Raw genomic sequence first — 22,327 nt, forward strand, 5'->3', positions numbered from 1 at the left:
TTCGAATGTCGCGCCATCCAAGGCGCGGAATGAAGCCGGGATTTTACCGCAGCGCCGCCGTGCCTGCCGGGGCCGCCGGCAGCCCGGCGCCCGCGGCCACCGGACTCAGGCGCCCGAAAAGCCGCCCGCGAGCCGTTCGCGCAGGTGCCGAACGAGCGCGCGCACCGCGCTCGGCACGACCGGGCTGTACGGGCGGATCGCGAAGATGTGGTCGCCGAACGCGCCCGACGGCCGCCAGCCATCGAGCAGCGCGACCAGCCGGCCGGCGTCGAGATCGCGCTGCGCGCTGAAATCCGGCAGCAGCGCGATGCCGAGCCCGCCGAGCGCGGCCTCGCGCATCGCCTCGCTGTTGTTCGCCGCGAAGCTGCCGCGCACCGGCACGCTCACGCGCTCGCGCCGCCGGCCGTGCGGCTCGAAGCTCCATGCGGCCGGCTCGTTGTCGCGCAGGTAGCACAGGCAGCTGTGCTCGACGAGTTCGCCCGGGTGTCGCGGCGACCCGCGCGCGTCGAGGTAGTCGCGGCTCGCGACGAGCAGCGAACGCGTGTCGCACAGCTTCCATGCGACGTGGGTCTGCGGCGCCGTGGTGGTATGGCGGATCGCGAGGTCGAAACCCTCCTGCGTCAGCGAATGCAGACGGTCCGACAGGTCGAGCTCGATCTGCACGCCCGGATGCTGCCGCAGGAAATCGGGCAGGTGCGGCACGACCTGCTGGCGCCCGAGCGCGACCGGCACCGTCAAGCGCAGCAGCCCGCGCGGTTCCCCGGCCAGGTCCTTCACGCGCGCGAAGTGCTGCCCGATCGATTCGAACGCGTCGCGCGTGCTGTCGACGAGCGTCTGGCCCGCGTCGGTAAGCCGCACGCTGCGCGTCGTGCGACGCACGAGCGGCACGGCGGCGGCCTTTTCGAGATCGGCGATGCGCTGGCTCATCGCGGCCTTGCTGATGCCGAGCCGCTGCGCGGCGGCCGTGAAACTGCCGGCCGCAGCCAGTACCGTCAGCGAATGGATGTGCGGCCAGAGCGCCTGGACATTTTGCTGATTCATCCAGTGATTATTCAGAATTCTGAACAGTGAATCAAGCTGCGCGGCCTTCTCCGGCCCCGCGCGTTTGCCTAGACTTGGGGCTGTCCACCCCCACCCGATTACCTCAGGAGACACGATGAATCCGGTTCCCGCGTACAGCTCCGACGCCGACGTCGGCCACTACGTCGACGGCGCGCCCGTCGCCGGCCGCAGCGGCCGCTTCCAGGACGTCCTCAATCCCGCGCTCGGCCGCGCGGTGCGCCGCGTGGCGCTCGCCGACAACAGCGAAGTGCAGCAGGCCGTCGCGTCGGCCCACGCCGCGTTCCCGGCCTGGGCCGCGACGCCGCCGATCCGCCGTGCACGCATCCTGCACCGCTTCCTGCAACTGATGAACGAGCACCGCGACGCACTCGCGGCGATCATTACGGCCGAGCACGGCAAGGTGTTCTCCGACGCGCAGGGCGAAGTCGCCCGCGGCATCGACATCGTCGAATTCGCGTGCGGCGTGCCGCAGCTCCTGAAGGGCGACTTCACCGACCAGGTCAGCACCGGCATCGACAACTGGACGATGCGCCAGCCGCTCGGCGTCGTCGCGGGCATCACGCCGTTCAACTTCCCGTGCATGGTGCCGTGCTGGATGTTCCCGGTCGCGATCGCGACGGGCAACACCTTCGTGCTGAAGCCGAGCGAGCGAGACCCGTCGGCGGCCCTGTTCATCGCCGACCTGCTCACGCAGGCCGGGCTGCCGGCCGGCGTGTTCAACGTCGTGCAGGGCGACAAGGGCGCGGTCGACGCGCTGCTCGACCACCCCGACGTGCAGGCCGTCAGCTTCGTCGGCTCGACGCCGATCGCGGCCTACGTGCAGCAGCGCGCGGTGCAATCCGGCAAGCGTGTGCAGGCGCTCGGCGGCGCGAAGAATCACCTCGTCGTGATGCCCGACGCGAACCTCGAGCAGGCGGTCGATGCGCTGATCGGCGCCGCGTACGGCTCGGCCGGCGAACGCTGCATGGCGATCAGCGTCGCGGTGCTGGTTGGCGACATTGCGGACAGGATCGTGCCGCTGGTAGCCGAGCGCGCGCGCAAGCTGGTGATCGGCGACGGCATGCAACCGGAAGTCGAGATGGGCCCGATCGTCACCGGCGACGCACTCAAGCGCATCGAAGGCTACATCGAGCAAGGCGTGAACGAAGGCGCGCAACTGGTGGTCGACGGCCGCGGGCTGCGCGTGCCGGGCCGCGAGGCAGGCTTCTTCACCGGCGGCACGCTGTTCGACCACGTGACGCCCGAGATGCGCATCTACAAGGAAGAAATCTTCGGGCCCGTGCTCGGCTGCGTGCGCGTGAAGGATTTCGGCGAAGCGGTCGACCTGATCAACGCGCACGAATTCGGCAACGGCGTGTCGTGCTTCACGAGCGATGGCGGCATCGCGCGCGAGTTCTCGCGGCGCATCCAGGTCGGGATGGTCGGCATCAACGTGCCGATTCCGGTGCCGATGGCGTGGCATGGCTTCGGCGGCTGGAAGAAGAGCCTGTTCGGCGACATGCATGCGTACGGCGAGGAAGGCGTGCGCTTCTACACGCGCCAGAAGTCGGTGATGCAGCGCTGGTCGTCGAGCATCGGCAAGGGGGCCGAATTCGCGATGCCGACCGCGAAGTAACCGCCTGACGGCACACCGCCCGCGGATCGGTCGAGCGGGCGGCGCGGCGGCAGGATGCGTCAGCCGGCCTTCGTGTCGTGGGCGCCGTCGGCGGTCGGCAGGTACGACAGTTCGAGCCGGTACGCGAGCGCGACGAACAGGCTCTGCGCGAGGCCCATCGTGGCGGTCAGCGCGCGGAAGCCGAACGTCGCGCTGTCCTGCACCATCAGCGTCACCTCGGCCTCGCGCGCGAGCGGGCTCATCCGGCTGTCGGTGATCGCGATCAGCCGCGCGCCGCGCTGCACGGCCTGCTGCGCGACCTGCACCGTTTCCTCCGCATACGGCATGAACGAGATGACGATCATCACGTCGCCCGCGCGCACCGAGCGGATCTGCCCGAGATGCATGCTGCCGAGCGCGCTGAACAGCCCGATGCGCTTGTCGGTGTGCTGCAGCGCATAGTCGAGGTACACCGCGATCGGAAACGCGCGCCGCGAGCCCGCGATCCAGATCGCCTGCGTGTCGGCGAGCAGGTCGACGGCCTGCGCGAGCGCCTGCGAATCGAGCGTCTGCCGCAGTTGCTGCATCCCGGCGATGCTGCCCTTGATGAATTCGTCGGCGATCTGCTCAGGCTGCAGGCTCGACGAGCCCGCTTCGATCACGTCGCGCAACCGCAGGTTGTATGCCCGCCCCGGCGCGATCTGCTGCGCGAGCCCTTCGCGGAACAGCCGCTGCATCTCGGAAAAGCCGGAAAAGCCGAAGTGCTTCGCGAAGCGCACGACGGCCGACGGCTGGACGCCGCATGCCTCCGCGAGCGACTGGATGCCTTCCAGCCCAAGCTGGTCCCGATGCGTTTCCACGTGGCGTGCGATCACCTTCAGGCGATTGCTGAGGCCGTCGTACTCCTGCGTCAGGTGCTGCAGGAACTGCTCGACGGTGGCGGGAGGTTTCTCGGATGAACTCATCGGATAGCGCGAAATTGACGGCCCCGATGCGCGCGCGATGCGGGCGGGCGCGGCCCGGGGCTCACCTGGATACATGCATGAAGGGCGAATTTAATCACGTTTGCGGCCCGGCCCGCGCCGCACGCTCGCTCCCACGCGCTCGATCATCACTTGCCTACGCTCCACGGCGATACTGTAAGCGATTGTCCAACGCTCTCGCGGCGTCGTAAAGATCAGGGTGTCTACCAAGGCCGGCCGCCACGGCAGCGCGTGGCGCAACCGGCCTGCCCTGCTCAGCGATAGTCGACCCACACGCCGCCCGCATCGGCGGAACGCACGCAGTTCTCGACCCAGCGCACGCCCTCCACGCCCGCATGGACGTCCGGATAGCGGATGGTCTTCAACGCGGCGGCGTCGCCGCGATCGGCCGCATCCATCGCGAGCGCGAAGCGCGCGTAGAGATTCGACCACGCCTCGAACAGCCCTTCCGGATGCCCGGCGCCGATCCGATCCTCGCGCAACGCCGCCGGATGCAGGTAGCCCATCCCGCGATCGAGCACCTGCGCGGGCTGCCCCTGCACTTCGTAGCGCAACTGGTTCGGATGCTCGTCCCACCACTCGACGCTCGCCTTCGAGCCGATCACGCGCACCTTCTGGCTGTGCATCGAGCCCGCGTTCACCGCGCTCGACCACACGTAGCCGACCGCGCCGGTGTCGTATTCCATGATCGTGAACGCATTGTCTTCCAGCGGCGCGCGGCTTTTCACGAAGCTCTGCCGCGAACACATCAGCCGCCGGATCTTCAGCTCGGGCGCCATCACTTCGGAGAGGTACAGCGGATGCGTGCCGATGTCGCCGAGCACGTAGCTCGGGCCCGCGAACTTCGGGTCGACGCGCCAGCGCGCGGCCGCGCTCGCGGCCTCGACGCCCTCGCTGTGAAAGCCGTGCGCGAACTGCATCTGCACGATGCGGATTTCGCCGAGATCGCCGCGCGCGATCATCTCGCGCGCCTGCTCGATCATCTGGTATCCGGAATACCCGTACGCGACGCCGACGATCCGGTTCTTCTCGACCGACAGCCGCTGCAGCGCTTCGGCCTCCTCGGTCGTGAAGCACAGCGGCTTCTCGCAGACCACGTGCAGCCCCGCGTTCAGCGCGGCGCGGCAGATCTCGAAGTGGGTGTTGTTCGGCGTTGCGATCGACACCGCGCGGATCCCGTCCGGGCGCCGCGCCTCCGCGTCGAACATCGTCGCGTAGTCGGGATAGCAGCGTTCGGCCGCGACGCCGAGCTTCACGCCGAACTGGCGGCCGCGTTCGGGGTCGAGGTCGAACGCGCCGGCGACCAGCTGGAAGCTGCCGTCGCGCAACGCGGCCGACCGGTGGCTGTAGCCGATCTGGCTGCCGAGCCCGCCGCCGACCATGCCCCAGCGAATCGAATGTCCAAGGAGAATCTGTCCGTCAATCATGATGGTGGTGTTCCTGGTGCGTGTTCACAAGATCATGCAAAACCGGCCGACGCGAGAAACGCGCGGCTCGCGGCGACGTCGCGCAGGCTCGTGCCGGCGTTGCGCGGATCGCGCTCCTGCTCGATCGTGATGTAACCGGCGTAGCCGATCTCGTCGAGCGCGTGGCGGATCGCGCGGTAGTCGAGCACGCCGGTGCCGATCGGGCACATCACGCCGCGCGCGCACGCGGCGAAGAACGCGATGTGCTCGCCCATCACCGCGTCGTACACGGCCGCGTCGATGTCCTTGAAATGCACGTAGTCGACGCGCACTGCGTGACGGCGCAGCCACGTTTCCGGGTCCATGCCCGAGTAGTACAGGTGGCCCGTGTCGAGACAGAGGCCGGCCGTGTCGGCCGGAATGTCCGCGACGATCCGGTCGATTTCGTCCGCGAACTCGATGTAGCCGCCCGCATGCGGATGAATCGCCGCGCGCACGCCGAACTCGTCGCGCGCGATCGTCGCGATCTGCCGGATATGGTCGACCATCGTCGACCATCGTCGACCAGCGCTCGTCCGACAGCCGCGGCGCACGATCGCCGTGGCCGGCCGCGTCGTCGCGCTCCTCGTGGCCCCAGTCCATCACGACCAGGTACGGCGCCGCATGGCGCTGGCCGTCCTGCGTCGGCAGCCTGGGCAGCCGCGTGATCAGCGTGCAGATGTCGCGGGTCTGGCGCAGCAGGTTCGGCAGGTTCTCCGGCGACACGAGATCGTCGAAGATCGTGCCCGCGGTGATGTTCAGGCGTTGCCGCTCGAGCTCGGCGCTCACCACGTCCAGTTCGAGCGGGATGTAGCCGTAAGGCCCCAGCTCGATGCCCGAGTAGCCGGCCTGCGCGGCCTCGGCGAGCACCTGCCGCCACGGCGGCAGATGCGGGTTCTTCACGTCGTCGACACCCCAGCAGCACGGTGCGCAACCCATCTTCATCGTCATGTCGGTCAGTCCGGCAGACAGGCGGCCGCAGTTCAGCCGCGATAGAACGCAGGGCGTTCGGCCATCGCGATCGGTTCGACCGCGCCGCTCTTCTGTGCGCGCACGCACGCATCGGCCGCGACCGCCGCCGCGTAGCCGTCCCACGCGGACGGGCCGGTCAGCGCGCCCTGCCGCACACCGTCGATGAACGCCTGCAGCTCGACGTCGTACGACGCGATGAAACGCTCCTTCCAGTCGGTCATGATCTCGACCGACTGCCGTGCCGCATGCTTGAGCCCGACGGCCGGCGGATCGGGCAGCTTCGCGATGCCCTGCTCGCCGACCACCTCGCACTGGATGTCATAGCCGTACTGGCAGTTCACGAAGATCTCGACGTCGATGCGCACGCCGCTCGCGGTTTCCAGCAGCACGATCTGCGGATCGGCGAGATGCGAGGACGCATGGCGCGTCTTCTTCGGATAGACGACCTGCGTACTCACATAGTCCTCGCCGAGCAGCCAGCGCAGCACGTCGAGTTCGTGGATCAGCGTGTCGGTGATCGCCATGTCGGTCGTGTAGCGCTCGCCGACCGACTGGTTGCGGTGCGCGCAATGCAGCATCAGCGGCGCGCCGATCTCGCCGCTGTCGATCACGCGCTTCAGCGCGCGGTAGCCTTCGTCGTACGGCCGCATGAAACCGACCTGCACGAGCCGCTTGCCGTGCGCGACTTCGGCTTCGACGATCCGCATGCAGCCGTCGGCCGTGACGGCCAGCGGCTTCTCGCAGAACACCGGCTTGCCGTGCGCGATCGCGTCGAGCACGAACGCTTCGTGCGTCGGCCCCCACGACGTGACGAGCACGGCCTGCACGTCGGCGGCCGCGACCACCTCGTGGCCGTCGCCGTAGATCTCCGCTTCGAGCCCGTACTTCGTCACCGCGTCGCGCGCCTGCCGCGGATCGATGTCGTTGACGGCCACGACGCGCGCGCCGGACAGCGTGCGGGTCAGTCTGCGGATATGGTCCTGGCCGATCGCGCCGCAGCCGATCACGCCGATTTGCAAGGTCATCTAATAGTCTCCATTCGTTCATTGGCGGTGCGGCACGCACCGCACCGGTCAGCCATTCGTCAGCGCGCCGTACGATCGAAATGACGATCGACGTAGCGCTGGATCGTGTCGCGCATGTAGCGCGACGATGCTTCCGCACGGTCTTCCCACGCGAACACGCACGACGACATCACGCCGTCGAAGCCGGCCGCGCCGAGCGCGCGAAAAAACACGTCCCAGTCGATCTCGCCCTGCCCGATGTCGAGATGCTGGTGCACGCGGATCTGGTTCGAACCCGGCGGGTTCACGATGTAGCGCAGCTGGCTGCTCTTGCGGTGGTCGAAGGTGTCGGCCACACGCACGTGTGCGAGGATCGGCGCAGCCTGCGCGATCATCGCGGCCATGTCGTCGCCGTAGTAGAACGTGTGCGGCGCGATGTACGACAGCTTCAGCGACGGGGAGCCGATATTCGTGACGATGTCGATCGCCGGCTGCAGCTGCTCGATCCAGTCCTCCGGATGCGGCTCGACCGACAGCACGACGCGTTCGCGCTCCAGAATCGGCAGCAATTCGTCCATCGAGCGGAACCACGCGGCTTCGCACAGCTCCTTCGGGTTCGCCCCCGGCCGCTCGCCGACCGAACGCTCGGGCGACGCGCCGCGCCCGAACTCCGACACCATCAGCGCGCACTCCATCTCGACCGCCACCTCGATCGCCTTCTTCCAGCAACGCACGGCCCATTGCCGCTCGTCGTCGAACGGGCTCGCCCAGCGGTACATCGGCTGCAGCGACGCGAGGCCGACGCCGCTCGCGCGCATCGCCTGGCGGAACGCGGCCATGCGCTCGCGGGTCGCGCGCGGCATCACCCACCAGTCGAGAAAGTCGCTGCGCGGCGACAGCTCGATCTGGTCGTAGCCGAGCTCGGCCACCGCATGCGGCAGGCGGTCGAGCGGCAGGTGGCGAATCATGTACGGGTCCAGCGCGATCTTCATCGAAAGTCCTCGACGGTGGCGGGTTCCGGACGAAGGCGGCGGCACGTGCCGCCCTCGTCCGGCAATGCACGAAGGGTCAGCGGCGCTTCTTCTTGTTGCGGTACTGGTCGGCGATCACGGCCGCGACGATGATCGCGCCCTTGACCATCTCCTGGTAATACGCGTCGATGCGGATGAACGTAAAGCCCGACGTCATCACGCCGAGGATCAGCACGCCGATCACGGTGCCCGTCACGCGGCCAAGGCCGCCCGACAGCGACGTGCCGCCGATCACGACCGCCGCGATCGCGTCGAGCTCGTACATCACGCCCATGCCCGACTGGCCCGAGATCGCCCGCGCGGCCGTCACGGTGCCGGCGATCCCGCTCAGGAGGCCCGCGATCGCGTAGACGAAGATCAGGTGGCGCGTGACGTTGATGCCCGACACGACGGCCGCGTGACGGTTCGCGCCGATCGCGTAGGTGTACTTGCCGAAGCGCGTGTAGCGCAGCACCACGTGGAAGATCGCGGCGATCACGAGAAAGATGATCACCGGGTTGGCGCCCGCGCCGATGGCCGCGAACGGGTCGGTCAGCATCGACACCGGCATCCCGTTGGTGAACCACTTCGCGAAGCCGCGCGCGGCCACCATCGTGCCGAGCGTCGCGATGAACGGCGGGATGCCCGTCATCGCGATCAGCGAGCCGTTCAGCAGGCCGACCAGCAGCCCGACGCATACGCCGGCCAGCACGGGCCAGATGATCGGCAGGTCGGTCAGGTGCGGAAACACCGCGCGCGGGAAGTCGGACACCTGTGCGAGGCTCGCCGAGACGACCGCCGCGGCGGCCACGACCGAGCCCGACGACAGGTCGATCCCGCTGGTGATGATCACGAGGTTCACGCCGACCGCGATGATGCCGATCACGGCCATCTGCAGCACGATGATCTCGAGCCGCTCGGCGTTGAACAGGAAGCTCTGGCCGACGACGATCCAGCCGACGATCTCGAAGAACAGGCTGATGCCGACGAGCACCAGGAAGATGCTCAGCTCGGGCGGCCATTTCATGTGCCGCGTCTTGACGGTCATGGTCTGCGCATCCGCGACCGGGTTCAGGTTGCCCATTGCTATGTCTCCAATCTTGTTTCGGCTCAGCGCGACGCGAGATCCATGATGCGGACCTGGTCGGCGTCCTTGCGATCGACGATGCCGGTCATGCGCCCTTCGTGCATCACCATCACGCGATCGCTCATTCCCAGCACCTCCGGCATCTCCGACGAGATCATCAGCACCGCGACGCCCTTGCCGGCAAGCGCGCTGACGAGCCGGTGAATCTCGGCCTTCGCGCCGACGTCGATGCCGCGCGTCGGTTCGTCGAGGATCAGGATGCGCGGCTGCGTGAGCAGCCACCGGCCGATCAGCACCTTCTGCTGGTTGCCGCCCGACAGGTTCTGGATTTCCTCGTGCAGCCCGGGCGACTTCACGCGCAGCATCCGGCTCATTTCCTCGCAGTCGCGTTTCAGTTGCGCCTGCCGCACGAAATTGAACTTCACGTAGCGGTGTCTGAGCACCGCGGCTTCCATGTTCGCGAGCAGGTCGAGATTCAGGAAACAGCCGGTGTCCTTGCGGTCTTCGGTGAGGAAGGCCATCCCGTGCTTCATCGCCTGCGCGGGCGTCGCGATGCGCACCGGCTTGCCGTCGATCCGGATCTCGCCCGACGTGGCCGGCACGACGCCGAACAGCGCCTCCGCGACGTTCGAGCGCCCCGAGCCGACCAGGCCGGCCACGCCGAGGATCTCGCCCGCGTGCAGCTCGAAACTCACGTCGCGGAACACGCCTTCGACGCCGAGGTTCTTCACCGACAGCACGACGTCGCCGATCGGCACTTCCTCCTTCGGGAACATCTGCGTGATCTCGCGTCCGACCATCATACGGATGATGTCGTCGCGCGTGACGTCGCTCGATGCATGCGTGCCGATGTACTTGCCGTCGCGGAACACCGAGAACTCGTCGGCGATCTCGAACAGCTCGTTCATCTTGTGCGTGATGTAGACGATGCCCTTGCCCTGCTCGCGCAGCTGGCGAATGATCCGGAACAGGTGCGTGACTTCCTTGTCGGTCAGCGCGGAGGTCGGCTCGTCCATGATCAGCACGTCGGAGTCGAACGACACGGCCTTCGCGATCTCGACCATCTGGCGGCTCGCGACCGTCAGCGTCCGCACGTCGGTTTCCGGATCGATGTCGATCGACAGCCGTTCGAACAGCTCGGCCGTCTGGCGGCGCAGCGCGGCGTGATCGATCAGGCCGAAGCGGTTCTTCGGTTCGCGACGGATCCAGATGTTCTCCGCGACCGTCATGTACGGCATCAGGTTGAGTTCCTGATGAATCATCGCGATGCCGCGCTCGAGCGCATCGAGCGGGCCGTTCAGCACGACGGGCTCGCCGTTGATCAGGATCTCGCCCTGGTCGGGCGTGTAGACGCCGGCGATGATCTTCATCAGCGTCGACTTGCCCGCGCCGTTCTCGCCCATCAGCGCATGGACGGTGCCGCGACGCACGCGGAACTGCACGCCGTCGAGCGCGACGACGCCGGGAAAGGACTTGCCGACGCCGCGCACTTCGAGCACGCAGTCGGCGGCGGAAGAAGCCGGCGGGGCCGACGCGCCGGTCGAGCCTGACGAAGGGGCCGGCGCATCGTCGCCGGCCATCGGGCGCGCGACTCTGGCTGTAAACATGGACGTTCCTCGACAAGTCGCGCGCGAACCCGGCCATGCCGGGCCCGCGCAGTTCAACGGATCACCGGTCAGTGCTTCGCGTACTGGTTCATGTTCTCGGGCGTCACGAGCTCGAACGGCACGTTCACGTAACGGTCCACGGGCTGTTTCTTCGCGAGCTTGAGCGCGGCCGCGACGGCCTGTTGTCCCTGCCCGGCCGCGTTCTGGTACACCGACACCTTCAGCTCGCCGCTCTTCATCGACGCGAGGCCGTCCGGCGTCGCGTCGATGCCGGCGACGATCGTCTTCGGCGTCCACTTGCGCGCGGCCTTCAGCGCGTTGATCGCGCCGATCGCCATCTCGTCGTTGTTGGAGATGATCGCGTCGTACTTCGTGCCGGAGCTCAGCCAGTTCATCGTGATGTCCTGGCCCTGCGTGCGGCTCCATTTGCCTTCGCGCTTGTCGACGATCTTCATGCCCGCGCAATCCTTCGTCGCGATCACGTCCTCGATGTCTTTCGTGCGGGCGCGCGCCGATTCGTTGGACAGCTCGCCCATCAGCACGAGAAGGTCGCCCTTGCCGCCGAGCAGCTTGCACACCTGGCGCGCCTGCAGCGTGCCCGACTGCTTCTCGTCGGACGCGACGACCGCGACGCCGGCCGGCAGCTTGTCGAAATCGACCGGCTTGCGGTTCACGTACACGAGCGGGATCTTCGCGGCCGTCACCATCTTGGTGATCTTCGGCGTCGCATCGGTATCGACCGCGTTCACGATGATCGCGTCGACCTTCTGCGCGATCATGTTCTGGACCTGGCTCAACTGCTTGCCGACGTCGTTGCCGCCGTCCTCGATCTGCACCGTCGCGCCGTCCTTCTTCGCCGAATCGGCGATGCTGTTGCGCAGGATGGTCAGGAACGTGTCGTCGAACGACGCCATCGTCACGCCGATCTTCTCGGCATGCGCGAGCGGCGCAGCCAGGATCGCGGCGGCCGCGACGGCCATCAGCTTGGTCTTCATGATCAATCTGTCTCCTCATCTCCGGGGGGCGGAAGACGGCGCGTTGCGCGCCGCCGGGCCGAGTCCGATCTGGTCCGATCGGGACTGAAGCATCCGGATGAAACTGTAGATCACTTCCTCGAAATTTTGGAAATTTATTTCTACGTGATTTCACCTAGGGAACTGGATTTCCAAAAAGTCTAGACTCCGTTCCGTAGCCCGATTCCTTGCGGCAGGCAGTCCCGCGTCGTGCAGTACACGGTGCGGATCGTCGCCGGAAGATCGGTCCCCTAATCCGCCGGCATCGCCGACCGCCGGCTGCGAGCGTGACACGTGATATGAGCCTGCTGAACTTTCCGAGTGACCGCCCCATCGATCTCGCCTGCCTCGGCCGCGTGGCCGTGGATCTCTATGCGCAGCAGTACGGCAGCCGCCTGGAGGACGCGCGCAGCTTCCAGATGTATCTCGGCGGCTCGTCCGGCAACGTCGCGTTCGGCGTGGCCCGTCTGGGGCTGAAGACCGCGATGATCTCGCGCGTCGGCGACGAGCAGATGGGCCGCTTCCTGCGCGAGACGCTCGAGCGCGAAGGCTGCGACACGAGCCAGCTGCAGACCGACCGCGAGCGCCTCACCGCGCTGGTGCTGCTCGGGCTGAAGGATCGCGACACGTTCCCGCTGCTGTTCATGCGCGAGAACTGCGCGGACATGGCGGTGCGCGCCGACGAGATCAGCGAGGACTTCATCGCCGGCTGCCGCGCGCTCGCGATCACCGGCACGCATCTGTCGACGCCGGGCACGCGCGAGGCGTCGCTGACCGCGCTCGGTCATGCGCGTCGCCACGGCGTCGTGCGGATTCTCGACATCGACTACCGGCCCGTGCTGTGGGGGCTGACCGCGCGCGGCGCGGGCGAGAACCGCTACGTGCCGGACGCGCAGGTGACGCGGCAACTGCAGCAGGTGCTCGGCGAATTCGACCTGCTGGTCGGCACCGAGGAGGAATTCCTGATCGCGGGCGGCGTGCCGCACGACCTGATCGGCTCGTTGCAGGCGGTACGCAAGATCACGAATGCGACGCTGGTCGTCAAGCGCGGCGCGCTCGGCTGCTGCGTGATCGAGGGCGACATTCCCGCCCGCATCGACGATGCGCCGACCTTCCTCGGCGAACGCGTCGAGGTGCTCAACGTGCTCGGCGCGGGCGACGCATTCCTGTCGGGCCTGCTGTCGGGGCTGCTGCGCGGCCGCGACTGGGCCGAATCGACGCGCATCGCGAACGCGTGCGGCGCGATCGTCGTGTCGCGCCATGCGTGCTCCGCGGCGATGCCGACGCCGGCCGAACTCGCGCACTGGTTCGACGGCAGCCGCCATCCGGTGGTCGACGCCGACCACACGCTCGCGCACCTGCATCGCGTGACGGTGCCGCGCCGCGAATGGGACGACCTGTGCGTGATGGCGTTCGACCATCGCAGCCAGTTCTACGAACTCGCGATGCAGGCCGGCGCGGACGAAGCGCGGATCAAGACGCTGAAGCGCCTGCTCGTGCGCGCGGTCGAACAGGTCGAGCGCGATCGTCATATCGAAGGCCATGTCGGCGTGCTGATCGACGGCGGCGGCTACGGCAGCGACGCGCTTGCGTCGGCGACCGGACGCGGCTGGTGGGTCGGCCGCCCGGTCGAGTTGCCGGGCTCCCGGCCGCTGCGTTTCGACGCAACGCGCTCGATCGGCTCGTCGCTCACGCACTGGCCGACCGAACAGGTCGTGAAGTGCCTGGTTCACTATCACCCGGACGACCCGGTCGGCCTGCGCGTCGAACAGGAGCAGCGCGTGCTGGAGCTGTGGGAAGCCACGCGCGCGAGCGGCAACGAACTCCTGCTGGAAATGATTCCGCCGCGCGCGGTCACACCGGCCGGCACCGAGGACGACGCGGTGCTGCGCACGATCGCGCGCTTCTACAACCTCGGCGTGATGCCCGAATGGTGGAAGCTCACGCCGCTGAGCGCCGACGGCTGGGCGCGGCTCGCCGCGCTGATCGCCGAGCGCGACCCGCATTGCCGCGGCGCGGTGATCCTCGGGCTGAACCAGCCGTTGCAATACCTCGTCGACAGCTTCCGCTCGGCGACCAACCCGATCGTCAAGGGCTTCATGGTCGGGCGCACGCTGTGGGCCGATGCATCGCTGAACTGGTTTGCCGGCCGGATCGACGACCAGGTGCTGATCGACGAAGTCGCCGGCAACTTCGCGCAGCTGGTCGACGCGTGGCTCGGCCGCCGTGCCGCGGCCGCCCGCGCCGCCGCGGCCTGACGCGACACCCGCGACGATCCACCCGATCCCTCTTCACCGACCGACATGACCTCTACCGTAAGACTGACCGTCAGCCAGGCGCTCGTGCGCTACCTGGCCGCCCTGCGCGCCGAAGTCGTCCAGCCCGACGGCCGCACCGAAATCCTGCCGTACTGCGGCGGCGTGTTCGCGATCTTCGGCCATGGCAACGTGGCTGGGCTCGGCGAGGCGCTGCACGCGGAACGCGACCGCCTGCCGACCTTCCGCGCCCACAACGAGCAAGGGATGGCCAATGCGGCCGTCGCGTTCGCGAAAGCGCATTTCCGCCAGCGGATGATGGCCGCGACGTCGAGCATCGGCCCCGGCGCGACCAACATGCTGACGTCGGCCGCGCTCGCGCATGTCGGCCGGCTGCCGCTGCTGCTGCTGCCCGGCGACGCGTTCGTGTCGCGGCTGCCCGACCCCGTGCTGCAGCAGGTCGAGGATTTCGAACAGGGCGACGTCAGCGCGAACGACTGCTTCCGGCCGGTGACGCGCTACTTCGACCGGATCACGTCGCCCGAGCAGTTGCTCGTCGCGCTGCCGCGCGCGATCCAGGTGATGACCGACCCCGCGCAGTGCGGCCCGGTGTGCCTCGCGCTGCCGCAGGACGTGCAGACCTTCGCGTACGACTGGCCCGAGGATTTCTTCGCGCCGCCGGTGATCCGGATGCGCCGGCCGCCGGCCGACGCGCTCGAACTCGCCGATGCGCTCGACGTGCTGAAGGCCGCGAACAAGCCGCTGATCGTCGCGGGCGGCGGCGTGCTGTACAGCCAGGCATGGGATGCGCTACGCGCGTTCGCCGATACGCATGGCGTGCCGGTCGCCGAATCGCAGGCCGGCAAGGGCAGCCTCGCGTGGGACCATCCGCTGAATCTCGGCTCGATCGGCGTGACGGGCTCGCCCGCCGCGAACCGCGCGGCCGCGCAGGCCGACGTGGTGTTCGCGGTCGGCACGCGGCTGCAGGACTTCACGACCGGCTCGCACGCGCTCTATGGCAACGCGACGCTCTTGAGCCTGAACGTGCAGCCGTTCGACGCGGGCAAGAAACGCAGCCATCAACTGGTGGCCGATGCGCGCACGGGCCTCGGCCAGCTGTCGGCCGCACTGGCCGGCTGGCGCGCCGATCCGGCCTGGACCGCAAGCAACCGCGACCAGGCCGCCGCATGGCAGGCGCGCGTGACCGAGCTGACGACGCGCGTGCCGACAGACACGCTCCCGTATGACGCGGAAGTGATCGGCGCGGTGCGCGACTCCGCCGCGGACGCGGGCCGCGACAGCGCGCGCGACGACCTCGTCGTGTGCGCGGCCGGCACGCTGCCCGCCGAGCTGCACAAGCTGTGGCGCAGCGGCGTGCCGGGCAACTACCACATGGACTATGCGTACTCGTGCATGGGCTACGAGGTCGCGGGCGGCCTCGGCGCGAAGCTTGCGCGGCCCGAGCGCGAAGTGATCGTGATCGTCGGCGACGGCTCGTACATGATGCTCAACGCGGAACTCGCGACGTCCGTGATGCTCGGCCGCAAGCTGATCGTCGTGATCCTCGACAACCGCGGCTACGGCTGCATCGAGCGGCTGCAGCTGAATTGCGGCGGCGCGAGCTTCAACAACATGCTCGACGACTGCGTGCCGGAAGGCGGCGAGCGCTCGACGATCGATTTCGCGATGCATGCGCGCGCGATGGGCGCCGAAGCCGTGCACGTGCGCGACATCGGCGAGCTGCGCAGCGAGATGAAGCGCGCCCGCGCGGCGAAGAAGAGCCAGGTGCTCGTGATCGACACCACGCACCGGCGCACGACCGACGACGGCGGCGCATGGTGGGAAGTCGCGCTGCCGCAGGTGTCGGCGCGCGCAGGCGTCGACGCGGCGCACCGCGCGTATCTCGATGCGAAGACCCGGCAGCGGCGCTGATCGCGCGCACTGCCCACCACCCCTCCCCGCGACAAACCCATTCGAACCAAGGAAGCACGTCATGAGCTGGAACGTCCGCATCGGTATCAATCCCCTGTCGTGGATGAACGACGACCTGCCGTCGCTCGGCGGCGAGACGCCGCTCGAAACGGCGCTGAAGGAAGGCGCCGAAATCGGCTACGCGGGCTTCGAGCTCGGCAACAAGTTCCCGAAGACGGGCCCCGAGCTGAAGGCGAAGCTCGCCGAGTTCGGGCTCGTGTGCGTGTCCGGCTGGTATTCGGGCTTCCTCGCCGAGGTCGGGCCGGGCATGAGCGACGCGGAGGCGGTCGCCGCGGAAATCGAGCGCTGCCGCGCGCACATGACGAAGCTGCAGTACAACGCCGTGAAGGTGGTGGTCTACGGCGAATGCGCGGGCACGATCCAGGGCAACATCGACACGCCGGTCGCGAAGCGGCCGCGCTTCGTCGACGACGAAGCCTGGCGGCGCTACGCGGCACGCCTCGACGCGTTCGGCGCGCACCTGCTCGACGCGTACGGCATCAAGCTCGCCTACCATCACCACATGGGCGCGTACGTCGAGTCGCCCGACGACGTCGACCGGCTGATGGCGCTGACCGACCCGGCGAAGGTGTTCCTGCTGTTCGATACCGGCCACGCGTATTTCGGCGGCGCGGCCGACCCGGTGACGCTGCTGAGGAAACATGTGTCGCGCGTCGTTCACGTGCATTGCAAGGACGTGCGGCCGCAGGTCGTCACGCAGGCGCGCAACGACGGCTGGAGCTTCCTGAACGGCGTGATCAACGGCACCTTCACGGTGCCGGGCGACGGCGCGCTCGACTACGAGGCGACGCTGCGCACGCTGAAGGACGCCGGCTACGAAGGCTGGCTCGTCGTCGAGGCCGAGCAGGATCCGGCCGTGGCGCCGAGCTATGCGTATGCGAAGAAAGGCTACGAATCGCTGCGCGCGATCGTCGACCGGTTGAGCGCGTGAGCCCTACCCTATTGCGGAGCCCCACCCCATGACGATTTCTCCCCTGCTGGTCAAAGCCTCTGCCGACCGCGAAATCTGCAACGTCACGCCCGAGTCCGCCGGCTGGAAACATGTCGGCTTTCGTGCGCTGCGCCTGAAGGCCGGCGACACCGAAACGCTCGACACCGGCGCGCGCGAGCTGTGCGTCGTCGTGCTCACCGGCACGGTGCGCGCGGAGGTCGACGGCACGACCTACGACGCGCTCGGCAAGCGCGACAGCGTATTCGAGGACGTGTCGCCGGACGCGCTGTACGTGCCGGGCGGCAAGACGGTCACGCTGGTCGCGACGCGCGATGCGGAAATCGCGCTGTGCACCGCGCCGTATGCGAGCGGCGACAAGCCCGTGCAGCGCCTCGACGGCGAGCGGATGCGCCGCTCGGTACGCGGGCAAGGCACCAATACGCGCTACGTATGCGACATCCTGATGGGCGACAACCCGGCGGCCGACCGGCTGCTCGTGGTCGAGGTCGTCACGCCGGCCAGCCATTCGAGCAGCTATCCGCCGCACAAGCACGACCGCGACGCGGCGCCCGACGAGACGTCGCTCGAGGAAACCTATTACCACCGGATCGATCCGCCGCAGGGTTTCGCGTTCCAGCGGGTGTATACGGACGACCGCAGCCTCGACGAAGCATGCGCGGTGGAAGACCACGACGTCGTGATGGTGCCGCGCGGCTACCATCCGGTCGTCGCGCCGCACGGCTACAACCTGTACTACCTGAACGTGATGGCCGGGCCGAGCCGCGCGTGGGCGTTCAAGAACGATCCCGCGCACGAGTGGATGCTCGACGCACCGAAGCGCTGATGGAAAGACGGGCCCGCGCGCGGCCCGTGACGATGCGACGTCCGGCACGCGCACCCAGAGCCGGCGACGCCACGGAGCCGCCATGGTGACGACCCTCTTTCGCCTCGAACCCCATCCCTTCGACGACGACGCGTCGAACCCGGCGCTGCCGCGCTTCGATGCGGCCATCGCGCGCCGGATCGGTGAAATTGCAGTCAACCTTGCCGCGCGCCGCGGGCTGCCGATCGCGGTGAGCATCGTCGGCGAGCAGGCGCCGCTGTTCTACTGCGCGCTCGACGGCAGCGACGCCGGCGACAGCGACGCGATCCGTAGGCGGCAGAACACGGTATTGCGCTTCGGCCTGAGTTCGCTCGCGGTCGGCGAGCGCTTTCGCCGCGCCGGCTGGTCGCTGCAGTCGCAGGGGCTGTCGGACGACGACTATGCGCTCGACGGCGGCGGCGTGCCGTTGCGGCTCGCCGGAAGCGGCATCGTCGGCGCGATGACGATCGCGGGTCTCGACGACGCGCGCGATCATGCGCTCGTCGTCGAGTGTCTGCGGTGGCACGTCGGCGCGAACGCGCTGGCGATGAGCACGTAGCAGCCGTTGCGCCGTCACGCCGTCACGAACGGCGCGTCGGCAGCGCGTCGAGCGTGCGCGCCGGCCGTTTCGCCACGGCGGCGTCGGCCGCCTCGTCCGGGATATCGTCGAGCGACCGGTTGTTGGTGCGCGGCCCGAACGCACCGATCGACAGCATCACGATCAGCATGCTGCCGCCGATCAACGCGAACACCGCCGACACGCCCGCCCGCTCGAGCAGCAGCGCGACGATGAAACTGCTGACCGCCCCGGTCAGGCGGCCGATCGAATGCACGAAACCGAGCGCGCGCCCGCGGATCGCGGTCGGAAACAGTTCCGACTGGTACGCGGTGCCGTTGCTCGCGAGCACCGTGCTCGACAGCGTGACAAGCAGGCCGAACGCAATCACGAACGACGCTTGCGCGGACATCGCGAACGCGCTGCCGAACAGCGCGACGCCGAACGCGGACGCAACGATCAGCCACTTGCGCTCGATCCGGTCCGCGACCAGGCCGGCGACGAGCGGCGACACCGGATACGCGAACGCGATCACGAACGCATAGCCGAGACTCTTCGCGACGGTTGCGCCCTGAGCGGCCAGCAGCGTCGGCAGCCATTGGCTGAAGCCGAAGAAGCCGATGCTCAAAAACCCGTTGAACGCAATCAGCATCGCGGTGCGGCCGCGGTATCGCGCCCCCCACATCGACGGTGCGTGCCGCGCGGGCGGCACGGCGGCAGCCGGTAATCGGACCGCGGGCAGCGGCCGACCGGATTCGCGCTCCACCATGCGTTCGAGTTGCTGCACGATGCGCTCGGCTTCGGCCGCCCGGCCCGCGCCGACCAGCCAGCGCGGCGACTCCGGCAAGCGCGACTGCAGCCACCAGACGACCACCGCGCCGCTTCCGCCGAGCAGCACGACCCAACGCCACCCGGACCAGCCGAGCGGATCGCGCGGCACCCAGAGCCACGACACCAGCGCAAGCACCGGCATGGCCAGGTAGCCGACGGCGAAGCAGACGGCGAATGCCCGGCCACGTACCGCCTTCGGCACCAGCTCGGTCAGGAACGCGCCGATCGTAATCAACTCCGCGCCGACGCCGCAGCCCGCGACAAAGCGGCACACGAGCACGCCGAGCGCGCTCGACTGCACGCACATCATCAGACTCGCCGCGGTATAGAGCAGCAGCGCACCGGTAAACAGCGCGCGGCGCCCGTATCGATCCGCCAGACGCGACACGAACATTTCGCCGATGAACAGCCCGATGAACGTCGCCGCGCCGAGCGCGCCCTGGTCCGACATGCCGAGCACGCCGCGTGCGCCGGTGTGAAAGATGCCGTCGCGAATCAGCCCCGGCGGCAGATAGGTCATCTGGAACAGGTCGTAGACCTCGAAAAAGCCGCCGATGCTCAGGAACAGCACGAGCTTCCAGATACCGGCTGTCGCCGGCAGGCGATCGATGCGCGCGGCGAGCGATGCCGCAAGGGAGTCAGACATGGCGTGTCCTCGGTAGTCGCCCGCGCGGCGCGCGGGACGGCGGTCATGGCGCGGCACGGGCCGCGCGGCGGGCAATCACACGGTGGCGACCGGATTGACCGGCGAGCCGACGAGCCCGCGCAAATGCAGCGGCGGCGCGGTCAGCAGGAAGCGGCTGCGGCGATGCCCATGCAGCCAGCCCGCGAGCGGCGTCAGGTGCCACAGTTCGCCGAGATGGATGCCGAGCTTGAACAGGCACAGCTCGTGCAGCGGCATCAGCGCACCCGGCTGCGCGAACGGCTGCGCATCGCGCGGGCGCTCCTCGACCGCGTGGTTGTCGGCCGCGAGCGCCGCGAGCCCCGACGCGTCGATCCAGTTCAGCAGGCGCTCGTCGGCGCCGTCCAGCACACAGCAGGCATGCGGTGCTCCGGTCTCGCCGCGCGCGGCCGCTTCCAGCAGCCGGTCGGCGAAACCGGTGTGCACGCACACGATATCGCCGCGCTCGACGCTCACGTCATCCGCGCGCAGCACCGCCATCCAGTCATCGAAACCGACCTTGCGCCGCGCGTCGCCGAAGTGACGCCGCAGGTCGACCATCACGCCGCGCCCCTGCACGCCCGTGCGCGCCATCACCTCGATGCCGAGCGCCTGCGCGCCACCTTCCGGCGCACCGGCCTGCGGCACGCGGATATGCTCGTCCATCCGGTAGCCGTTGTAGAACACGCGCGTCTTTTCTCCATCGCCCGCCGGATCGAACAGCGAACCGACGTGCGACAGCGCGTCCCATTGCGTCGAGAACTGCGAATGCACGCAGAATGCGTCGTCGCACACGACATCGGTTGCGTTTGCAACCTGTTCGTCCGCGCGATAGCCGAAGTACGGCGTGTCGCCCATCAGCGCCGGCATGATCGCCGGCGGGCGCCGCCGCGCGTTCAATCCGCCGCCGCGCGGCACGTCGAGCGGCAGGCTCAGCGAAAAGACGCGGCCTTCGCGCACTTCCGCGACGCCGCGCAACACGGCGTCGGGGGTCAGCCAGTTCAGGCGCCCTTTCTGGTCGTCCGGGCCGAAATCGCCCCAGTTCGAGCCCGGCGGCCGATGGGTCCAACGCGGATTCATGGTGTCTCCTCCATGCAATGTCCGGTGCATCCGGTATTGGTCGGTACGCGGGCCGCCTACCGCGAACGGATCACGCCCAACGCGGCGAGCCGCGCGTACTCGTGCTCGCCGAGCAGCGGCTGCAGGATCTCGCGGTTGTGTTCTCCGAGCGCGGGCGCGGGCCGGCGGAACGCGCCGGGCGTACCCGACAGCCGCGGCGTGACGTTGTGCATCGGCAGGCTGCCGACATCGTCGTCGGGCAGTTCGACCAGCGCCTCGCGTTCGATCACGTAGCGATCCGCGACGATCTGCGCGATGTCCTGGATCGGCCCGGCCGTCACGCCCGCTTCCTCGAAGAACGCGAGATTGGCGTCGAGATCGCGTGCGCCGATGAATTCGCCGACGATCGCATCGAGCGCTTCCGCATGCCGCACGCGCAGCACGTTGGTGGCATAGCGCGGATCGTCGATCAGGTCCGCGCGACCGATCGCGCGGAACAACCGTTCGGCCATCGCCTGCGTCGAACTCGACAGGCACAGCCATTTGCCGTCGCGGGTGCGATACGCGTTGCGCGGCGCGGTGTTGGTCGAGCGGCTGCCGGTGCGCGGCTTGATCTCGCCCGTCATCACGTAGTTCGCCGCGGCCGGCCCGAGGATCGACAGCAGCGGCTCGAACAGCGACACGTCGATCACCTGCCCCGCCGCACGCTGCGACCCGCGCGCATGCAGCGCGACCAGCACGGCGAGCGCACCGGACATCCCGGCCGTCATGTCGGCAAGAAACATCGGCGGCAGCACCGGTTCGCGATCGGCGAAGCCGTTGATCGCCGCGAAGCCCGCATAGCCTTCGGCGAGCGTGCCGAAGCCCGGCTTGTGGCGATACGGGCCGGTTTGCCCCCAGCCGGAGATCCGCGCGATCACCAGTTCCGGCCGGATCGCGAGCAGGTCGTCGGGGCCGAGCCCCATCCGCTCCGCGACGCCCGGCTTGAAGCTCTCGACGAACACATCCGCGTCGCGCACCAGCCGGCGCACGATGTCGACGCCCTCCGGCGTGCGCAGATCGACGCACACGCTGCGCTTGTTGCGTCCGTACACCTTCCAGTTCGTGCTGATTCCGCCCGCGCCGACCGCGCGCAGCGTATCGCCGCGCTCGCTTTCGACCTTCACGACGTCCGCGCCGAAGTCGGCGAGCTGCACGCTCAGCATGTTGCCGGCCATCAGGCGCGACAGGTCGACCACGCGCACGCCGGACAGCGGTCCGAGCGCGCCTGCGTCGAACGATTTCGGACGGATCGGGCCGGTGGACGCGCGACGATGCGCGCCGGCCGCGCGGGCGGCCTGCGTGTCGGGTACGGACATGACTGTCTCCTGGTTGGTATGGGTCGGTGAATCAGCGACGCGCGC

General features: G+C 68.5%; 17 protein-coding genes and 1 pseudogene. 6 read left to right on the forward strand and 12 right to left on the reverse strand.

The window, feature by feature from the left end; translation table 11 throughout:
- Positions 1 to 105: 105 nt before the first annotated feature.
- Complete coding sequence (locus HWX36_RS15900; RefSeq protein ID WP_175952995.1) at positions 106 to 1,041, reverse strand: LysR family transcriptional regulator; 936 nt, start codon at positions 1,039 to 1,041, stop codon at positions 106 to 108.
- A gap of 115 nt (positions 1,042 to 1,156) precedes the next feature.
- Here HWX36_RS15900 and HWX36_RS15905 point away from each other — a divergent pair, with 115 nt between their 5' ends.
- Complete coding sequence (locus tag HWX36_RS15905; RefSeq protein ID WP_175952996.1) at positions 1,157 to 2,677, forward strand: CoA-acylating methylmalonate-semialdehyde dehydrogenase; 1,521 nt, start codon at positions 1,157 to 1,159, stop codon at positions 2,675 to 2,677.
- Positions 2,678 to 2,736: 59 nt separating this feature from the next.
- On the opposite strand, the gene HWX36_RS15910 is transcribed toward HWX36_RS15905, so the two are convergent.
- The 8 genes and pseudogenes from HWX36_RS15910 to HWX36_RS15945 form a co-directional block, all read right to left on the reverse strand.
- Positions 2,737 to 3,621, reverse strand: coding sequence for a MurR/RpiR family transcriptional regulator (locus HWX36_RS15910; protein ID WP_175952997.1), 885 nt, complete (start codon positions 3,619 to 3,621; stop codon positions 2,737 to 2,739).
- A gap of 272 nt (positions 3,622 to 3,893) precedes the next feature.
- Positions 3,894 to 5,066 carry a Gfo/Idh/MocA family oxidoreductase gene (locus HWX36_RS15915; protein WP_175952998.1) on the reverse strand — a complete coding sequence of 391 codons (1,173 nt, stop codon included), beginning with the start codon at positions 5,064 to 5,066 and terminating at the stop codon, positions 3,894 to 3,896.
- 32 nt (positions 5,067 to 5,098) lie between these two features.
- Positions 5,099 to 6,035: pseudogene (locus tag HWX36_RS15920) on the reverse strand (TIM barrel protein).
- A 32-nt stretch (positions 6,036 to 6,067) separates the two neighbouring features.
- Entirely contained in the window at positions 6,068 to 7,081 is a 1,014-nt protein-coding gene (locus tag HWX36_RS15925) for a Gfo/Idh/MocA family oxidoreductase (protein ID WP_175952999.1), read from the reverse strand.
- A 59-nt stretch (positions 7,082 to 7,140) separates the two neighbouring features.
- Positions 7,141 to 8,052 (reverse strand): sugar phosphate isomerase/epimerase, encoded by a 912-nt coding sequence (locus tag HWX36_RS15930; protein WP_175953000.1) that lies wholly within the window; start codon positions 8,050 to 8,052, stop codon positions 7,141 to 7,143.
- Positions 8,053 to 8,128: 76 nt separating this feature from the next.
- The gene (locus HWX36_RS15935) at positions 8,129 to 9,154 is read right to left on the reverse strand and encodes an ABC transporter permease (protein WP_175953001.1); all 1,026 of its coding nucleotides are present in this window, start codon (positions 9,152 to 9,154) and stop codon (positions 8,129 to 8,131) included.
- A gap of 26 nt (positions 9,155 to 9,180) precedes the next feature.
- Positions 9,181 to 10,764, reverse strand: a complete 1,584-nt coding sequence (locus HWX36_RS15940) for a sugar ABC transporter ATP-binding protein (protein ID WP_175953002.1) — start codon at positions 10,762 to 10,764, stop codon at positions 9,181 to 9,183.
- A 68-nt stretch (positions 10,765 to 10,832) separates the two neighbouring features.
- Positions 10,833 to 11,759, reverse strand: a complete 927-nt coding sequence (locus tag HWX36_RS15945; protein ID WP_175953003.1) for a sugar ABC transporter substrate-binding protein — start codon at positions 11,757 to 11,759, stop codon at positions 10,833 to 10,835.
- A gap of 317 nt (positions 11,760 to 12,076) precedes the next feature.
- On the opposite strand from HWX36_RS15945, the gene iolC reads away from it, so the two are divergent.
- The 5 genes from iolC to HWX36_RS15970 all read left to right on the forward strand — a co-directional run bounded on the left by iolC (position 12,077) and on the right by HWX36_RS15970 (position 18,376).
- Entirely contained in the window at positions 12,077 to 14,035 is a 1,959-nt protein-coding gene (gene iolC, locus HWX36_RS15950; protein ID WP_175953004.1) for a 5-dehydro-2-deoxygluconokinase, read from the forward strand.
- Positions 14,036 to 14,080: 45 nt separating this feature from the next.
- Complete coding sequence (gene iolD / locus HWX36_RS15955) at positions 14,081 to 15,964, forward strand: 3D-(3,5/4)-trihydroxycyclohexane-1,2-dione acylhydrolase (decyclizing) (RefSeq protein WP_175953005.1); 1,884 nt, start codon at positions 14,081 to 14,083, stop codon at positions 15,962 to 15,964.
- A gap of 61 nt (positions 15,965 to 16,025) precedes the next feature.
- Entirely contained in the window at positions 16,026 to 16,955 is a 930-nt protein-coding gene (gene iolE, locus HWX36_RS15960; RefSeq protein WP_175953006.1) for a myo-inosose-2 dehydratase, read from the forward strand.
- Between the two features lie 28 nt (positions 16,956 to 16,983).
- Complete coding sequence (gene iolB, locus HWX36_RS15965) at positions 16,984 to 17,799, forward strand: 5-deoxy-glucuronate isomerase (RefSeq protein WP_175953007.1); 816 nt, start codon at positions 16,984 to 16,986, stop codon at positions 17,797 to 17,799.
- Between the two features lie 82 nt (positions 17,800 to 17,881).
- Positions 17,882 to 18,376, forward strand: coding sequence for a heme-degrading domain-containing protein (locus HWX36_RS15970; protein WP_175953008.1), 495 nt, complete (start codon positions 17,882 to 17,884; stop codon positions 18,374 to 18,376).
- Between the two features lie 22 nt (positions 18,377 to 18,398).
- Here HWX36_RS15970 and HWX36_RS15975 read toward each other — a convergent pair whose 3' ends face one another.
- The 3 genes from HWX36_RS15975 to HWX36_RS15985 all read right to left on the reverse strand — a co-directional run bounded on the left by HWX36_RS15975 (position 18,399) and on the right by HWX36_RS15985 (position 22,282).
- Positions 18,399 to 19,850: an MFS transporter gene (locus HWX36_RS15975; RefSeq protein ID WP_175953009.1), complete on the reverse strand. Its 1,452-nt coding sequence runs from the start codon at positions 19,848 to 19,850 to the stop codon at positions 18,399 to 18,401.
- A gap of 75 nt (positions 19,851 to 19,925) precedes the next feature.
- Entirely contained in the window at positions 19,926 to 20,945 is a 1,020-nt protein-coding gene (locus HWX36_RS15980; RefSeq protein ID WP_175953010.1) for a cyclase family protein, read from the reverse strand.
- Between the two features lie 56 nt (positions 20,946 to 21,001).
- Entirely contained in the window at positions 21,002 to 22,282 is a 1,281-nt protein-coding gene (locus HWX36_RS15985; RefSeq protein ID WP_175953011.1) for a CoA transferase, read from the reverse strand.
- Positions 22,283 to 22,327 lie beyond the last annotated feature (45 nt).

This window comes from Burkholderia sp. BCC0405, from assembly GCF_902833075.1.
Lineage (GTDB): Bacteria > Pseudomonadota > Gammaproteobacteria > Burkholderiales > Burkholderiaceae > Burkholderia.

What these genes read in the sequence shown, in the direction of transcription:
- HWX36_RS15900 (WP_175952995.1), bottom strand. Translation starts at nt 1,041, where the DNA reads ATGAATCAGCAAAATGTCCAGGCGCTCTGGCCGCACATCCATTCGCTG.
- HWX36_RS15905 (WP_175952996.1), top strand. Translation starts at nt 1,157, where the DNA reads ATGAATCCGGTTCCCGCGTACAGCTCCGACGCCGACGTCGGCCACTAC.
- HWX36_RS15910 (WP_175952997.1), bottom strand. Translation starts at nt 3,621, where the DNA reads ATGAGTTCATCCGAGAAACCTCCCGCCACCGTCGAGCAGTTCCTGCAG.
- HWX36_RS15915 (WP_175952998.1), bottom strand. Translation starts at nt 5,066, where the DNA reads ATGATTGACGGACAGATTCTCCTTGGACATTCGATTCGCTGGGGCATG.
- HWX36_RS15925 (WP_175952999.1), bottom strand. Translation starts at nt 7,081, where the DNA reads ATGACCTTGCAAATCGGCGTGATCGGCTGCGGCGCGATCGGCCAGGAC.
- HWX36_RS15930 (WP_175953000.1), bottom strand. Translation starts at nt 8,052, where the DNA reads ATGAAGATCGCGCTGGACCCGTACATGATTCGCCACCTGCCGCTCGAC.
- HWX36_RS15935 (WP_175953001.1), bottom strand. Translation starts at nt 9,154, where the DNA reads ATGGGCAACCTGAACCCGGTCGCGGATGCGCAGACCATGACCGTCAAG.
- HWX36_RS15940 (WP_175953002.1), bottom strand. Translation starts at nt 10,764, where the DNA reads ATGTTTACAGCCAGAGTCGCGCGCCCGATGGCCGGCGACGATGCGCCG.
- HWX36_RS15945 (WP_175953003.1), bottom strand. Translation starts at nt 11,759, where the DNA reads ATGAAGACCAAGCTGATGGCCGTCGCGGCCGCCGCGATCCTGGCTGCG.
- iolC (WP_175953004.1), top strand. Translation starts at nt 12,077, where the DNA reads ATGAGCCTGCTGAACTTTCCGAGTGACCGCCCCATCGATCTCGCCTGC.
- iolD (WP_175953005.1), top strand. Translation starts at nt 14,081, where the DNA reads ATGACCTCTACCGTAAGACTGACCGTCAGCCAGGCGCTCGTGCGCTAC.
- iolE (WP_175953006.1), top strand. Translation starts at nt 16,026, where the DNA reads ATGAGCTGGAACGTCCGCATCGGTATCAATCCCCTGTCGTGGATGAAC.
- iolB (WP_175953007.1), top strand. Translation starts at nt 16,984, where the DNA reads ATGACGATTTCTCCCCTGCTGGTCAAAGCCTCTGCCGACCGCGAAATC.
- HWX36_RS15970 (WP_175953008.1), top strand. Translation starts at nt 17,882, where the DNA reads ATGGTGACGACCCTCTTTCGCCTCGAACCCCATCCCTTCGACGACGAC.
- HWX36_RS15975 (WP_175953009.1), bottom strand. Translation starts at nt 19,850, where the DNA reads ATGTCTGACTCCCTTGCGGCATCGCTCGCCGCGCGCATCGATCGCCTG.
- HWX36_RS15980 (WP_175953010.1), bottom strand. Translation starts at nt 20,945, where the DNA reads ATGAATCCGCGTTGGACCCATCGGCCGCCGGGCTCGAACTGGGGCGAT.
- HWX36_RS15985 (WP_175953011.1), bottom strand. Translation starts at nt 22,282, where the DNA reads ATGTCCGTACCCGACACGCAGGCCGCCCGCGCGGCCGGCGCGCATCGT.